The 14,593-nt window shown below is 38.2% G+C and carries 6 protein-coding genes and 2 tRNA genes; 3 read left to right on the top strand and 5 right to left on the bottom strand.

Annotated elements, in window-relative coordinates; all coding sequences use genetic code 11:
* Positions 1 to 1,716: 1,716 nt before the first annotated feature.
* The 4 genes from hisF to hisB form a co-directional block, all read right to left on the bottom strand.
* Positions 1,717 to 2,487: an imidazole glycerol phosphate synthase subunit HisF gene (gene hisF, locus C3B55_RS00735; protein ID WP_129210584.1), complete on the bottom strand. Its 771-nt coding sequence runs from the start codon at positions 2,485 to 2,487 to the stop codon at positions 1,717 to 1,719.
* Between the two features lie 9 nt (positions 2,488 to 2,496).
* Complete coding sequence (hisA, locus tag C3B55_RS00730) at positions 2,497 to 3,234, bottom strand: 1-(5-phosphoribosyl)-5-[(5-phosphoribosylamino)methylideneamino]imidazole-4-carboxamide isomerase (RefSeq protein WP_129210582.1); 738 nt, start codon at positions 3,232 to 3,234, stop codon at positions 2,497 to 2,499.
* 327 nt (positions 3,235 to 3,561) lie between these two features.
* Positions 3,562 to 4,200 (bottom strand): imidazole glycerol phosphate synthase subunit HisH, encoded by a 639-nt coding sequence (hisH, locus tag C3B55_RS00725; RefSeq protein WP_129210580.1) that lies wholly within the window; start codon positions 4,198 to 4,200, stop codon positions 3,562 to 3,564.
* Positions 4,200 to 4,793, bottom strand: coding sequence for an imidazoleglycerol-phosphate dehydratase HisB (gene hisB / locus C3B55_RS00720; RefSeq protein ID WP_129210578.1), 594 nt, complete (start codon positions 4,791 to 4,793; stop codon positions 4,200 to 4,202). Before hisB ends, hisH begins: the two co-directional genes overlap by 1 nt.
* A gap of 3,561 nt (positions 4,794 to 8,354) precedes the next feature.
* On the opposite strand from hisB, the gene C3B55_RS00715 reads away from it, so the two are divergent.
* The 3 genes from C3B55_RS00715 (at position 8,355) to C3B55_RS00705 (ending at position 10,434) form a co-directional block, all read left to right on the top strand.
* Positions 8,355 to 8,633, top strand: a complete 279-nt coding sequence (locus tag C3B55_RS00715; RefSeq protein WP_129210576.1) for an oxidative damage protection protein — start codon at positions 8,355 to 8,357, stop codon at positions 8,631 to 8,633.
* A gap of 97 nt (positions 8,634 to 8,730) precedes the next feature.
* Positions 8,731 to 8,806, top strand: a tRNA-Phe gene (locus tag C3B55_RS00710).
* A gap of 1,554 nt (positions 8,807 to 10,360) precedes the next feature.
* Positions 10,361 to 10,434 (top strand) — tRNA-Thr (locus tag C3B55_RS00705).
* Positions 10,435 to 10,618: 184 nt separating this feature from the next.
* Here C3B55_RS00705 and C3B55_RS00700 read toward each other — a convergent pair.
* Positions 10,619 to 11,845, bottom strand: a complete 1,227-nt coding sequence (locus C3B55_RS00700; protein WP_129210574.1) for an OprD family outer membrane porin — start codon at positions 11,843 to 11,845, stop codon at positions 10,619 to 10,621.
* Between the last annotated feature and the right edge of the window lie 2,748 nt (positions 11,846 to 14,593).

The raw sequence follows: 14,593 nt of genomic DNA, 5'->3' as shown, positions 1-14,593 counted from the left end.
GCTCTACAGTCTGCAATGGAAGTAGTCAACACTTCGTCACTACAGGTTTTTAACCATCTATGCTAAAAGATGTACTACTAACTCTAAGTGAAGCCTCTCAGTTACTAGTGATAACCTAAGTAAAGGAGTGCCGTTGGCAGTACTGATCAACAGCCGCAGCGCTTAAGAAGCGGAAATCGTAAGTGATGTTTTGAAAAAATTAAAAAAGCGTAGCGTGCTTATAGGCACCACTAGTTTTGGCAAAAAAATCAGTGTAACTATATTCCCATTTCACAATAATCACGCACTAAAGATTACTGCAGCATATACTAACACTAAACTAGTGCTTAATTTACAGGCCATTAGCCATTTAACTAGACATCGAAGTGCACACATCTAAAATTACTAGCAAAACTAGCAACGAGTACTATACAAAGAGACTAACTTGCCAGGCCACTTATGCACTAGAATTGTTAATGACGATTATTCTACAGACAGTAGAACTACAACTAAACAATACTACAAAATAATAATTATCAACCGGCAATGGCACTTGGCTTACTTATAAGTAGTAACATAACGCGTAGCATTTTGACAAGTTGTCCGTCAGCGCACTGCTTAAAGCACCGCAGTCATCGATAAATAGCTATATAGCTTGATATGTGGGTAGCCTAAAATATAGCAAATCCTTACTAAATTTCATGCACTGTATATGGGCAAACTTGATTAAATGATCAAAAATAAGCAATCTGATTTTGAGCGATGCCGGTAGTGGCTCTACTAAAGCAGTAGGGTGCTTAGTTGATTGCCTATCCATTTACAACAAGACCAGCAAAATCTATCTTGCACTTAACGCGTACGTATGCAGTCAAATCTATACTACATATAAGCTAAACTTTAAGGCCTGCTCGTTACGCCTAGAACATAACCGATTGTCAATTTTACTCTACTTTAAGCGCAATACTAAAATCATTAGCTGATCTCTTATATAGATCAGCTGCAAAAAGCAAAACTAGAGCAGATGCAAGAATACTGGTAATTAATAATGACCTGCAACTCCACAAGTAGAGATATACAAGCGCCAATAAAATATTGTTTGACTATACTCTCGTCAACAAAACATTGATCTTGTTAATAACAATAGCTATTTAGAGCTTAACTAACAGCTGCATTTTACATCTAGCACATCTTAATTCAGAGCCACCAACGTCAAATGATAGCTCTACTAAACACAGGATGGCTTATAAGGCATAGTACGCTAACCGGCATCACTAGAAAATCAGGCAGTATTACCTTGTAATTCTGGCCAATAGAGATTTGCTTGTTCAAGCAAATATTGCTTTGCATAGCTAGCGTCCTGCGACAAACACACTATAACTAAATTTTTAAAAAACGAACTTATATGTTTGCTCCAAAAAAACACATGATATGTCTGTAGAAAAATGTTAAGACGCATAATATCTTATGCGTAAGATACTTACAGTAATGTCATAAATATTTTTTTATTTAGTAAAAAATTTTTTTGTTTATCATGGTATTGCTTATTGCAGTATTTTGTGTAGTGTAAATTTAGTGTTACTAACACCTTAAAAGCATGGGCATGTGATAAATATAGAATCATGAGCATAAAGGTACCGACGACAAGCAATAAATTAAAATTTTGAATCTGATAGCTATTAAAATTTATAAAACGAAAAAAGGATAATAATGGACACTATTTAGTATCCAAGCAAAGATTTAGCGAATGACGATTCCACACGCCGCCATATAGGTTTTAGCTTCAAGCACGGTGTATTCGCCAAAATGAAAAATACTTGCTGCTAACACGGCGCTGGCATGACCTTCAATCACGCCGTCAACTAAATGCTGCAAATTTCCAACACCACCTGAAGCAATAACTGGAATGCTTAGTGTATCACTAATGATACGGCTTATGCTAAGATCAAAGCCGTTTTTCGTGCCGTCATTATCTATGCTAGTTAATAGAATTTCACCGGCACCCAAGCTTTCCATCTTCATTGCCCACTCTACTGCATCAAGGTTAGTCGGCTTGCGTCCGCCATGGGTGAAAATCTCCCAACGCGGAGTTTTGCTAAGGCTAGAAACTTTCTTGGCATCAATTGCGATGACAATGCATTGTGAACCAAAATGCTGTGCGGCTTCACTAACAAACTCTGGATTGAATACGGCCGCAGTGTTAATTGATACCTTGTCAGCACCGGCATTCAGCAAATTGCGAATATCTTGTACGTTGCGCACACCACCACCTACAGTCAGCGGTATAAACACCTGGCTGGCCATACGCTCAACAACGTATAACATGGTATCGCGCTTATCGACACTAGCAGTAATGTCGAGAAAGGTAATCTCGTCAGCACCTTGCGCGTTGTAGCGACAAGCAATTTCTACTGGGTCACCAGCGTCACGGATGCTATCAAACTTTACACCCTTAACTACACGACCATTATCGACATCTAAGCAAGGAATAATGCGTTTAGCTAGCGTCACAGTTAAACCTCAGCTGTTATAGGTATCGCAATAAGCCTGGGCTTCAGTGATATCCAGAGTACCCTCATAGATAGCACGGCCAGTGATAGCACCAATTATGCTGGGCACATTAGCGTCTAGCAGAGATTTAATATCACCCAAGTTACGAATACCACCAGAGGCGATCACCGGGATTTTAGTCGCAGCGGCCAATGCAATAGTAAATAAAATATTACAACCCTGCATCATACCATCTCTAGAAATATCAGTGTAGACAATAGCGGACACACCGTAAGCTTCGAGCTGATTAGCCAGAACGATCGCCTGCACTGTGCTGATTTCAGCCCAACCATCAGTAGCAACGAAACTATCTTTAGCATCCAAACTCACGATTATCTTACCAGGGAACGTACGACAAGCTTCAGCGACAAAGGCGAGATCTTTTACGGCTTTGGTGCCGATAATAACGTAGCTCACACCTGCCTTAACGTAGTACTCAATAGTTTCCAGAGAACGAATGCCACCGCCGATCTGGATCGGCAAGCTATGGTAGCGCTTAGCGATCGCAGCAACTACTTCACCAATAACCGGATAGCCTTCAAAGGCACCATTTAAATCTACTAGATGCAGACGGCGGCAGCCCTTTTCTACCCATTTACCAGCCATACTTACCGGGTCATCGGAAAACACAGTAAAATCTTCCATACGGCCCTGGCGCAAACGTACACAGGCGCCGTTTTTGAGATCAATAGCGGGAATAATAAGCAACTGGCGAACCTTATTTAATATTTAGCAATACTTAGGAAGTTAGGCTTTTCAGACAATCTTAAGTAACTTTCGGTGCTTTTGAAGCTTTCGTTAAATAACATCTAACGTGCAGATAAGTTGCTTGATTGTATTGTATCATTGTATCATATTATATTGTGTATAGCACTGTACTTATCTAGCTTACAACAGCTCAAGAATCTTGGCACCTCTAACAAGCCAGGCTTGCGTTTGAAAAAATTCATAATAAATCATTTGATTTTGTCGGTAAATTCACACTCCTGTTCATGCGTAAGATTGAGGCATGGCAATGTCAGTTTATTAACCAAGCTACCAACGACCATTCCACATAGCAAAGTTCTGAAGCAATTGCAGGCCGTGGGTATAACTTTTCTCCGGATGGAACTGTACAGCAAAACGCGAACCTTCGGCTAACGCTACGACAAAGTCAACGCCATAGTGGCTGTCACCCACTACCTGGCGCGGATTACTAGCGGTGATATAGTAGCTGTGCACGAAGTAAAAACGCGTCATATCTGGAATTTTATTCCACAATGGATGGTCACTGATGTGGTGAACTTCATTCCAACCCATGTGCGGGACTTTTAGGTGTTCACCATCTTCACGCAGTTCTTTTCCAAAGAACCTCACTTGACCAGGAAATAAACCAATACAGTCAACGCCATTATTCTCTTCACTATTATCGAGCAACGCTTGCATGCCTACACAGATACCGAGGAACGGCCGATCATGACTGACTTCGCGCACAAGGCTATCAAAACCCAAGCGGCATATTTCGGCCATGCAATCACGAATTGCGCCAACACCAGGAAATACAACTCGATCAGCTTCACGAATCACATTAGCATCACTAGTAATCAGCACCCTGCCAGCGCCTATGTACTCGAGGGCTTTGGCTACCGAGTGCAGATTACCCATACCGTAATCAATAACTGCGACCGTCTGCATTACAACACGCCCTTAGTTGAAGGGATTTGTCTGAGCATACGATCATCAAGCTCTACGGCTATGCGTAGTGCACGGCCGAAAGCTTTAAACACAGTCTCTATCTGATGGTGCGTATTAGTGCCACGCAAGTTGTCAATATGCAAGCTAAACAGTGCGTAGTTCACACAACCCTGAAAGAATTCCCGGAATAGGTCAACGTCAAAGCCGCCTACTATAGCACGAGTATAAGGCACATGCATATGCAGGCTTGGGCGACCAGAAAAATCAATTACTACACGAGATAGAGCTTCATCCAGCGGAACATAGGCGTAACCGTAGCGGCGTATACCTTTCTTATCTCCTATAGCATTAGTAAATGCTTGACCAAGCGTGATACCCAAGTCTTCGACCGTATGATGATCGTCAATATGTAGGTCGCCTTCACTAACAATATCTAGATCGATTAACCCATGATAAGCGACCTGGTTTAGCATATGTTCAAAAAAAGGTATACCTATATCGAACCTGGATTTTCCAGTGCCATCCAAGTTAATCGAAACTCTAATGTTGGTTTCCAGAGTTTTACGCTCTACTGATGCCTTACGTTCAACCATCACTAACTCCATAAAAATATTATGGTCAAAATGGTAACTATTATAGTGGTGAAGACACTAAACAGAAACATCGAATAATACAAAATTTATAGAATATGGTGAATAGACCTGAGCATAACAGCAAGTGCTTTGGAAGAGGCTGCCTCTCTGTATTCCGCTTAGTAGAACAGTGCTTTTGTATATTTTTATAGTAATCTACAATCCAACATGTGCACAGAATGTACACAGAACACCTGCTACCAGCTAAGCCATAATTACTAACGGTATGCTTTGGACAGCGCCATCTCCAGTAAAGAAAAGAATAGAAGAGTTACTAGAATCAGCGCTTTTATCATGACTTAGCATACATAACTCAGTGCTTGCTCGCTAGCTAGCGTAGCTTTATCATGAAGCATTTATCTATAAATTAAATAATCCATAAAACAGCATAGCCTGTACCCAGGATATTAATCACAGCAGATATTTTCAGGTGCATAACCAGCTATACGAGGCATAATTTGCGGAGTGTGTTATCCTATATTGGCATGTATGTAACTTGGCTATCATCACATTGCTAATTTTTATTAGGGCGGCTTCACCGCTTAGGCGGCCAGCTAATAAGCAAAACGCAACACGACAAGTGCGCCACATTATTATTAGTACAAATAAAGCATAGCCATAATCAATAAGCTCTGACTCACTAATATACGTTAGTAGCTGGATAATAGGTATCCAGCACTTAGGGATAAAAGTTGCACCAACTATTGCATAACTACCATGGCTCATGATTGTCTTGCCAGTGGCTGGGCTACTACACTAATCTAGTAAACGGTTAATCAACGTTGAAATTAACAGCCAGTCGCCCAGATCCTGACTAAACAATTTAGTAATCTGGAAAATATACTGTAAGATTCAGTTTAGCATGAAAATATATCATTCGCATTGGAACAAGAAAAACTGACACGATAGAACTCGTGTATGGCGCGCAAAGTATCAACCATTGTTGGCGAAAGATAAATCTGAAAAGGATAACGCTTGGTATATAAAACAAAAAACGTGTATAACAAACAAGCTAAACCAGTATCACCTTTTAGCTTAATGATGTGATGCTACATAAGCACATCAACTGAAGCCTGTACTAAACTTACAAGTTTAGTCTGAAATCAGAGAAATCAAGCATAGTAATTGTGATCAACCTAAATATTTATCATTATATAAATTTTCGGTATATATTTAGTGCGCATGCAGTCGTTGTTAAGTAGTAAGGTAAAAGTGAACACCAACATTGCGGATGAAGGTGCAAGCATTGCACTAAAACTCGCCGTATTTTTTTGGGGCAGTAAACAGCCACTGATACGCTTAAGGCTGCGCTAAACAGCGATACACCAATTCAGTACGCCATGCTTAGCGTGACTTTTCTGCTCATAGCGCATTGCTGATGGTTTCTTTGGCAGTTAATATCACCAAATCAACAAACCTTAAGCTATCCACTAGTATAATACATACTAGCCATTGGCAAACTAAAGGTTAATGACTTGAGTAATCTTACCCCACACAACTAAACAGCGGCCTCGTTAGCTGCCTATTTTAACCAGGTTAAACGTCTCGGTATTCATGACATCCATTGACAGTTACAGCCTCAACATTCTCCAGCAAGGTTAATTAGTTAACCGCCTCCATGGCCCAAACACTGACGCAACCTTTAAATACTTTAAACTTGAAACTAGTATAACAGACAGAATTATCATTACTAATTGCATCCAATGGTGACTACTTATTATACAATCTGCACACGCGTCGTTAAAAACGATACATTATATTTCCATGGTACAACTCTAGCACACTTCAGTGTGCACTAGGGCATCTTAGCATTTAAGCTACAAGCAGACATTAAGTAAATGCAAGTGAAGCGCATGCTACAAGCCAAGAAAGCAAAACCAGTCAAAGCAAAAGCAGATTACCCTAAACACGAATCGTGACGATTGTGGTGATAGCCAAAAGGTACTAGTTGACATACTCAGAGCACTGTTAATCTTGCGTTTCAATAGCCGATGTGCCACGTTACTTTTAATAAGCAACAATATACTAACAGTATATACCGGCCACAGCTTTATGCAACCATAAAAGTTGAATAGCCATACCACAACACAAAGACAAACTATTCCAGGAACTGTGCAACAACTTAACCTACCATACTAACGCAGTTAAGCAGTCCAAACCTAAAAATTACACCCCTAGACCTGACAGTTAAAAGGCACACTAACTATTTTGGTTATTGAGTATAAACTGCCGCGCCAGTATTATTGTTGAAGTTAAACAGGACGAAATGGCTTGATCTAATGCATTCTCATTTAGCTGCAACTTTTGAAATATCAAAGTACTGCACAAGCTATCGCAGCTTACTGTCATGAAGAATTAATGACTTACAGAGCCAAGACAAAAAAACAGTTTGACTAACCATGAGTCGCAACTAAAGACGCTAGTTACAAGTTTAGCGATAAATTTCTAAAAAAATTTAGTAAAGTGAACGACTAGCTTCAAAATACCTTAAAAGTTTGCTTAAACGATGCAAACGAATAGTTTTCTACAAGTAGTCATAAATTAGTCATACTAATCATAAGTACCATAATTGATATTAGCATTAAAAATTACGTTTTACTGAATTTAAATCACAAGGATCATTATGGTATCTTGATTCAAGGTCAAAACCTCACTCAATTGCTTTGATCAGTTCATGATCTCTATGCTAACGGTTCAAAACCGCAGCCGGCCACGCTGGAATATAAAATGCTGCGCTTATTGAGTTATTTTAAATTATTCAAACCAACTTACATCACCTACAAAAGACTATTAAAATTGTCAACGCTCTCAGTATGCTGGCGTGCTTCTAGAGAATGTCAAAAAGCCAACTAAACTATTTAGTATTAAGCAGTCTGCTATTGATGCAATTGCTTATTCAATTGCTAACATAAACATGGAATTATGCACGCTACTTATAACTAATAAAGTTTAACGCATGATAGCGTTTTATTGCGTATAAAATTACCACCAAAAGCGAATGAGGCAGTTCTTAGCTATCCTGAGTACTTTACACTACACATGGCCAGCTCAGCCTGTTTTTATATCAGCTAAATAACGCTATAAGTCTATATACTAATCCTAAAAGGACACTACTCAATCCACATAAATTATGCAAAATATATCCTATATAAGCATATTCTGCTATTAATATTAACAAACCTATTTAATTTTCCTGCAATTCTTCTATCAATTTTCTAATGGGCCATGTAGTTTGCTGAAACTTAATGAACTTGAGGACTTGCAGCACATTGCTAGCCAAAGACTACTAGGATAAATAAAGAGCATAAACCGCTATAGTTCCTCTATACCTTTAGCTAGCTTCTAGCTAGTTATTAAGCCATGATAATTTAAGGCTGAAAGGTTCGCCTATCAAGTAGTTAAAGTTGACTGATTTTGATATAATTTAGTTATCCAGCGATATTTAGGTCTGCTATGGGCTAGCAGCCATAGTGAAAGAACTGCTTAGATAGGCAACCTCAGCATTGAGCGTAGGAGTTTCTCATGACCCGCACCATCATGTGCCGCAAGTATAAAGAAAAATTGCCAGGCCTAGACTATCCTCCTTACCCAGGTGCTTCTGGCTACGATATTTACAATCACGTTTCCGCCAAAGCCTGGAGCGATTGGCTTAAACATCAGACTCTAATAATCAACGCAAAACGCCTAAATATGACAAATGCTGAAGATCGTAAGTATTTGACTCGTGAGATGGATAAGTTTTTGTGTAGCACCGATTTATGCCAAGGCCAATCATTTATTAGCCACCTAATCAATAATTGATCAAAAATCTAGATCGGCACATAAACGATAGAATATTAAATATTTCTTAAAACTCGCTTGACGCCATCTATGCAAAAACTGTTTAATGCGCCAGATTGCCCAGGTAGCTCAGTCGGTAGAGCAGGGGACTGAAAATCCCCGTGTCGGCGGTTCAATTCCGTCTCTGGGCACCATTGAACGTCAATCTAAAGTGATGCCATGCTGCACGCTTGGTAACGCCTTTGATTAATTATAAATGCGAAACAGCTAAATCCTTAAATCTAAAATGAAAACACCATAAAACACCAGATAGTAGACAAGTTATTATGTCTAATGGTGCGCATTTTATAATGAATAGGTATGATATTACTAAGTACAACTGCGTGGTTGGCATAGTATAGATGGATAGGATGACATCTGCAAACCTATTATGGAATAGAAACCGCAATAAAATCAACCTGATAGGAGCCAGCCATACTGGGCGCCAAACCGCAATTGATTCACCCAAGACCATAAATCACGTTTAATTAAATAATAATATAGCGAATTATAGCTAAATAACCTCGATGTTTAATACTGTAGCGCTGGGAATAACGCTCTTATCCTGGATAACACAAGAAATTTTCGCTGGCGCCAAACAAACTTTACCCATAGAAACAAGATCGATTACAATCACTCCCGCTTCGTAGAAGCTTAATTATATCACCTTTCCTTATCTACGTTTGCATGACGTTTATTTTTTATAAAGCTATAAAGCTTACAGTTAATTATTAGCGCAGAAATATTCTTGTCAGTGTATATAATATATATACATGCTATAGATAGCAGAATAATAGTGTAAAAATGTACGAAATTTCATTCGTAAAGCTAAAAAAAGCTTGAGATTATTGAAGATGATGCTGGTGATATAATTACTGCCATCAACTTTTACTGCAAAATGACCTATGTTAGGTATCACAAAGAAATCTAGTAATGGATATTGACGTTGCCACTGAGCGAAATGACTACATCGGCAAGCAGAGCATGCCCAAAGTTTAAATCGTGGGCTTTGGGGCTACAGCGATAGCTAAAATAGCTACTAAGAACTATCCATATAATAATCCCTTTACTACTAATTTGGCTGAATAAAATATTTTTGGCTATAGCAATATTTTACTAAACGACGAACCATGGCTGAACTGTTTCCAGTATCGCCTGCACCTAGGAGCAACACAAGTAACTTGAATATATTTTGACTGAAAGAATAGCAACTATCTATAGCCAAATAGATCGCGTAAAACTATTGCAATTACGACTTGCTTGTGAAGCATGGCGTGAGAACCTTATCAATTGTAACTAAATAGCGAAATTGGTTAAAATTATTAATATTGAATATTTTTTTACATGACAAATATAGCCATACTTTTATGGCTTGTTACTTATTACTTGACAAGTAACAAGTCTATTTATATGTATTTCTTAAACTAAAAACACCCGAAATAACTCTTACGTAGCACTATCAAAGATACGTGCTAGAAGTGTTAATGAAGTAAATACGTGAATTACATATTCAGACTCTAAAAGCAAGATACAGATCATGAAATATGAGATTTATAGACGATTATGGCGACAGCAAATGACGCCTGTAAACGCCTGTAAAATTACTAGCTAGCAAAATAGCAATCGTAACATCTTTACCTTTGTAGAAATAGTCAAAATTTATAGCTTTACAGAATCTTGCTAACCGCTATGATGGTAGATAATTATACGCCGGTATAGCTACAGTTGGTAGAGCAACTGACTTGTAATCAGTAGGTCCCGGGTTCGATTCCTGGTGCCGGCACCGTGTAATTTATTAGAGATACCACATTGGTATAATGAATCTTCTTGTCTATAGTATATTAGAAATACAAAATCTTTTCCAGATTGCATAATATAGAAGCACTAGTCAGGTTACATGATTAGCTGTACACCTAAATTAGGTAAAAGTTCTTAACGCCTGTCACTAGGCGCTAAATAAAGTCAATCTAAAACAAGTTAATCGGGTAGTCGGCGAACAAACGTATTTCGTTACCGCTTACGTTGTAATTGCTAACGTTGCTAGAGACGCGCAGCCATGATGCACGGGCACGCAAAGTTATATCTTTGGCTGGACCATTCCGAATGACGTATCTAAACTGGTTAAAAATTTCAAGCTCGGTTCCGTTACCACGATTAGAACCGTCATCAATATTGCTACCGTGCACATAAGCGACACTATAGGTTAATTCAGGCATACCAAAAACGCTAAAGTTCAGGCCATAACCTGCCTGCCAAGAACGCTCATCTTTACTGTTGAAGTCAGACCAATAGGAGTTTGCTAACAGAGGTGCATCGCCAATACTGCCGATGTCACCATTGCTTCTCTGGTGAACGACAGTAAAACTATGAGGACCAATAGCCCAGGTAGCGCTTAAGCTCCAGATTTTATTATCGCGAGCGTCAGCGTTACCATGCTTTTCTATAGCGAAACTACGATCGAGTTTAGTATTATAGCCATTAAAGTTAAAAGTTAACGATTGCTTTTTTGGTAAAGCCAGCATATATTTAACGTTAATATATTGTTTTTTTAACATATCCTGCATGTTTGAAACATATAGTGCTGCAGATAGGCCTTCGGTAAATTTGTAACTGCCACCGATATAGTCAATATTTTTTAAATATGTTTCAGCGCGGCCACTATCGCTGCCTCTGGCGCCCCTGCATGCTTCTTTTTTGGTAAGATGACTGGCATCGAGTTGCAGACCGGCAATCTCTTTGGAAACAATTGAGGTACCCTCATAGATTTCTGACAGCAGACGTGAGTTGTCGTATTGCAGAACTGGCACATTTGGTATCTGCTGACCGTATTTAATGATAGTGCCAGAGATGCGCGCCTTAGCAGCTACGCTGCCTCTAGCTAAATCGTAGGCAGCTTCGCCGCTACTGCCTGTACCACTGTTCAGACGGATAGCGTATTGGCCAGTTATGTCTACACCAACACCAACGGTACCCTGAGTAAAACCTGACTCATATTTACTAGTGAAACTTTGACCCCATGTGACTTTATCTTGCTTGCCGTTCTTATAATCACGACCGATGTAAGAGTTACGTATTATAATATTTGAGTCACCATCTTCAATAAATCCTTTAGATTGTTCCTGGCCGTTAGCCATTGCCACCTGAGATACGCTAAAAAACCCTATAGCAATTAAACCCATACGCTGCTTTAACATTTCTTACAATTCCTGATGACCAGTTGATTACTCGCTATGACACTAGAAGTTTAGTGTTGTTTTTTGGTATCAACTTTCTCCGGTACAAAAAGATTTACGGATGACTAAACTGCCGCAGGCAGCTTAACTGAACGTATTTTATTACGTCTGCTAGCAACAGACGTTGAGCAAAATCCTATGCGCGTGCTAAACTGTATGTCGATTTTATAAATCGACCGTATGTAAACAAAAGTCTAAGCGACACGCTCTGCGGCTTTAACTGCAACCAGCACAACTTACTAACTTACTAATAAATTAAGAACATAAATCATGTAATAATTTTACTATTCTGCATTTTTTAGAAATGGATAACATGCATAAATATCAAACACAACTATTTTATGCATACTTTTACTGCCCCATATAAATACATTAAGCTATCCATATGCCTATTGCACAACACCAATCACCATTAAGCTTCTCTATTTTACTGTCTACTAATTTTGCCTATGCTGCCAAAAAACTTTCTCTAAAACTTTGATAAGCGCCTTAACTAACATTAAAGTGCTTAAAGGCCATACCAGCTTTCCTTTACTAACGCTAACAAGCCAAAGCAATAGCAACACGATTGGCTAGCAGCTACAGCTACACTTTAAAAATGTGTTCACTCAATAGTAATTTCAATAATCGCCTATAAAACCCAGCTAACAACTAAAAAACTAAATAAAGTCACGCGTAAATTCTTGCAGTGAACTATAACCACCAGCAACTTACTGACTAGTACAGTAAGTAAAATTTAAAAAGACATCTAAATTCATAGCGCTAACCAATGCATTGGTCTAATATAGATACCATTGAAGTCTTAATTACCTTAGTGAGTTATATGGTATGATCTTCTCAATGGCTGCATTAGCTTAATTAATATTACCTTAAATGCCTTGAATAGCATCTAGGGCCTACGCTACGAACTAATCCAGCAAAAAAGTTAGATTAAAAGTAGCTAGCTTAATTATTGTCTCGTACTATTTTAGTGATATACACTTAAGATTTATAGTCGCCGCGCTCATACCATGTCAGCACCACACTAAATCACAGTATCATATTGCTACTCGTCGAATAACCAACATGCGGCGCAGAATCGATAGCTACCAGTAATATCGTCGGTAATTAGTAATTCTATAAAAGCTTGCGGTTTGCAAAAAAAAATACTATTTTTTAGTAAAACATAATACTTTTAAAGGTAAGAACATTTAGAGAGACACCCAAACACAATAAAAGCGTATTTATCACCCAGAAACCAGAAATAAGCTTAACTTTTTTGTTAGCAATTATTACGCCAAGAACTTTAACACCGTGGTGATACTTAGTTATGGATGCTGTGATCCGCTGATTAGATAACGTCAGATAAACCTTAATATACGAACAACACTAAATAGTGTTGCTGACAAAATACTAGACTACCGACTAAAGTACGGTTTAGATTTATTTTGTTGGGCCGTACAGATTGGTAGTAGTAAATTACCCTATTAATTTTTAATTAATAACAATATTGCCTCACTATAAACAAGGAGTTATATATACAAGAGTTGCTTACAATATTCTGATAACAGTAAAGCTATACGCGTAGTTAGAATTGTGTTGGTTGCTAAGTCTACATGAAAATATCTCTCTAGTATGTATGCAATACAAAATGTTCCCCCACCACGCATAAACATAGAATACGCATAATAGTCAGCCTAATGATTGAACCGACTATCTAATAACTGGATTTGTACTAATTAACAGTAACCATAAAGTTGTTAACTTAATACTAGCAATAGCCTTGGCTTATTCAATAGGCCTATTATCAGAATTGATCCAATTAAAATTATTTAAGCTTGAAGTTTATGGTAACTATTTGTCTAGCATTATAAGATCTATACAAAAGTTATTAACGCAAAACGTAGTTATATGCAGGTGATCATAGCAACAAAAACTATAAATACAGTAAGGAGCTGATTCTAAACTGGTTACCAACTAGTTGAAGCGTAATACAAGATTGTAAAAAAATACAAGCTCTTAACTAACACAAACGATCACATAAAGCTATAGTCTTTTTTTGTCAAGTCCACTTGACCTTAGAGCCTACGAATCATGAACTCACTACAGACCAATTTAAACAACCTAGCTACCACCCTAAGCTGCCTACTACAATAGATAGTGATCTATTAGTGTTTTCAGGTACAATTTACAATACCTGCCAGACAACTATGGCGTTTCTTGGCATCTCTTTTCTTCCATAACGCTTAGCAGAACTATCTCAATATAAAAACTAACCTTATCTCTACTAGGCAACGAAAAAATATCCCTTAGCGTTCTTAGTGCCTCAGCAATTTTTTTTGGTTAATGATCACAGCACCAAGCATTTATATGCTACCAAGAAACATTGAGCGCAAGTAATAATATCTGACATCTATTCTTGCTAATTTAAGGCTATAAGGAGTAGCTCATGCGCTCGCTTGCAATCAACCTGCAATCATCAATGCTATTTATAAGCTGCCTTAGACAGGCACTAACACATATCATCTACTATAAATAGCCAGGTATGGCTAAAAACTACTTGAGTACATTATACACATCAAAGCAGACCTAACCAAATGCTGTGCATGCATAACAAACTATTGTTAACTATAGCATGGTATTCTACTAAAAAAACGCCTCTACACAGAGTAATTATACGTCAAAAGCAGAGGTATTCTATTAAACCGCATAGGTTTATATACAGCTACC

The sequence above is a fragment of the Candidatus Pseudomonas adelgestsugas genome (genome assembly GCF_004124255.1).
Lineage (GTDB): Bacteria > Pseudomonadota > Gammaproteobacteria > Pseudomonadales > Pseudomonadaceae > Aquipseudomonas > Aquipseudomonas adelgestsugas.
This window is presented reverse-complemented; position numbering and strand designations above follow the sequence as displayed.